This is a genomic window from Bradyrhizobium sp. P5_C11_2 (genome assembly GCF_054049755.1).
Map to the genome: position 1 here is coordinate 1 of NZ_JBFULT010000870.1, position 2,021 is coordinate 2,021.

Genomic DNA, 2,021 nt, shown 5'->3' on the forward strand with positions numbered 1-2,021 from the left:
TCTCGACCTCCATCGCGAGCGCGGTGGAGCAGCAGGGTGCCGCCACCCAGGAGATCGCCCGCAGCGTCCAGACCGTCGCGCAGGGCACTCAGACCGCCGCCACCGACATCGGCCAGGTCAACCGCGGCGCCGCCGAGACCGGCTCGGCCTCGGAAGAGGTGCTGAACTCGGCCAAGACGCTGTCGTCCGAGAGCACCCGCCTGCGCGCCGAGCTCGACCGCTTCATGGCGAATATCAGGGCAGCGTAAGCGCTCGGTCGCCGCACCACTCTCCCTGTCGTCCTGGCGAAAGCCAGGACCCATTACCCCAGGGAGGAGTCGTGGCGCGAACTGGTAACTCCGAATCGTCGCCCAACTACTCCCTGTGGTTATGGGTCCTGGCCTTCGCCGGGACGACGGACAACCCCGCGTCACCGAACCGCAAGTTGCGATGCCGCAAATTTACCGCTGCTTATCCTTTGCCCCGTACCGTGCCGAAGGGTCAGGAAGCGGGCTGCTTCCGGGCTGCGCCTGGTTTTCCGCGAATGGAATGGGGTGGGGAATGTCCGTCAAATCCAAGCCGAACACATCGAAGCTGCTCACCTTGCGTTTTCGCGCAAAAATCATCCTCGGCTTCGTGGCGGTGCTTGCCATCCTCGCCGTCAGCATGGCTTTCGCCTATTTCGGCTTCGAGCGAATCGCGGGCGCCGTGGCCTCCTACCGCACCAGCGTGTCGGAAGCCGATCTGGCGCGGACCGTCGATCGCGAGTTGATCGCCTATCAGGGGCTGGCGCGGGCCTACACCCTGACCGGCGCGGCGGACGATGAGACCGCAGCCAAGGTGGCCGAGGAGAATCTAAGAGCTGCGATCGCCAAATCCTTGTCCGCCACGACCGGCGCGGCGCGCCGCGAGCAGGTCGGCAGGCTCGAGGCCGACTTCCAGCGCTTCACGAAAGTGTTCGGTGAGATCATCACCCTGACGCGCGAGAACAACAAGATCGCGGCCGATGAGCTCAACAGTGTCGGCAACAAGATCCGTTTCAAGTTCGACGACCTCGCCGACACCGCGGCACTGGCGGGCCTGAATTCGGTTCAGACCACGGCCAAGGACGTCACCTCGCAATATCTCGCGGTCTCGACCTCGGTCAGCGCCTTCGTCGCCAAGCCGGAGCCGAAGACCGCCGATGGCGTGATCGCTCGCATCAAATTCCTGGAGACCCTGCTGGTCTCGATCTATGCCAACGACCAGAAGATCACCGATCGCGTCACCGAGATCGGCAACCTGCTGAAGCAGTACCGCACCTCGTTTTCCAAGCTGTCCGAGAACGTGAAGGTCATCGTCAAGCTGAATGGCGAGATGACCAAGACGGCCGCCTCGATCGTGAAGCTCTCGAGCGAACTGCGATCGGACCTGACCGCCGACCAGCAGCGCATCGAGGCGAGCGCCAATGCGACGATCGGGGAGACCGAGCGGCTGATGCTGATGATGGCGCTGGGTGGCCTTGCCATCGGCGCCGTGCTGGCCCTGATGCTCGGTAACGGCATCTCGCGTCCGATGATTGCGATGTGCAAGGCGATGCGCGAGCTCGCCTCGGGCAATTTCGACGTGGTGCTGCCGGGCCTTGGCCGCAAGGACGAGATCGGCGAGATGGCCGGCGCGGTCGAGGAGTTCAAGGTTCAGGCGGTGGCGAAAGCCGAGCGCGATGCCGCCGCCAGCGAAGCCCAGAACAAGGAGCAGGCTACTGCCCGCCGCTCCGAGCTGATCCGGTTTGCCGACGATTTCGAAAGCGCGGTCGGCGCCATCGTCTCCAACGTCTCGGCCTCCGCCGTGCAACTCGAATCGGCGGCCTCGACGCTGACCCGTACCGCGGAGACCACGCAGAGCCTGTCGAGCCAGGTCGCTGGCGTCTCAGAGCAGGCCTCATCCAACATGCAGTCGGTCGCGACTGCGACCGAAGAGCTCTCGGCCTCGGTCGAGGAGATCGGCCGCCAGGTCCGCGACTCCAGCCGCATCGCGGAGGCCGCCGTCGGGCAGGCCAAGGA

Annotated in this window: 1 protein-coding gene and 1 pseudogene; both read left to right on the top strand. The window is 65.0% G+C overall.

Features of this window, described 5'->3' with window-relative positions:
• Nucleotides 1-248: pseudogene (locus ACXJL8_RS39675) on the top strand (methyl-accepting chemotaxis protein); the annotation flags it as partial.
• 292 nt (nucleotides 249-540) lie between these two features.
• Nucleotides 541-2,021, top strand: a 1,481-nt coding sequence (locus ACXJL8_RS39680; RefSeq protein WP_456686882.1) for a HAMP domain-containing protein, incomplete at its 3' end; no start/stop codon positions are given.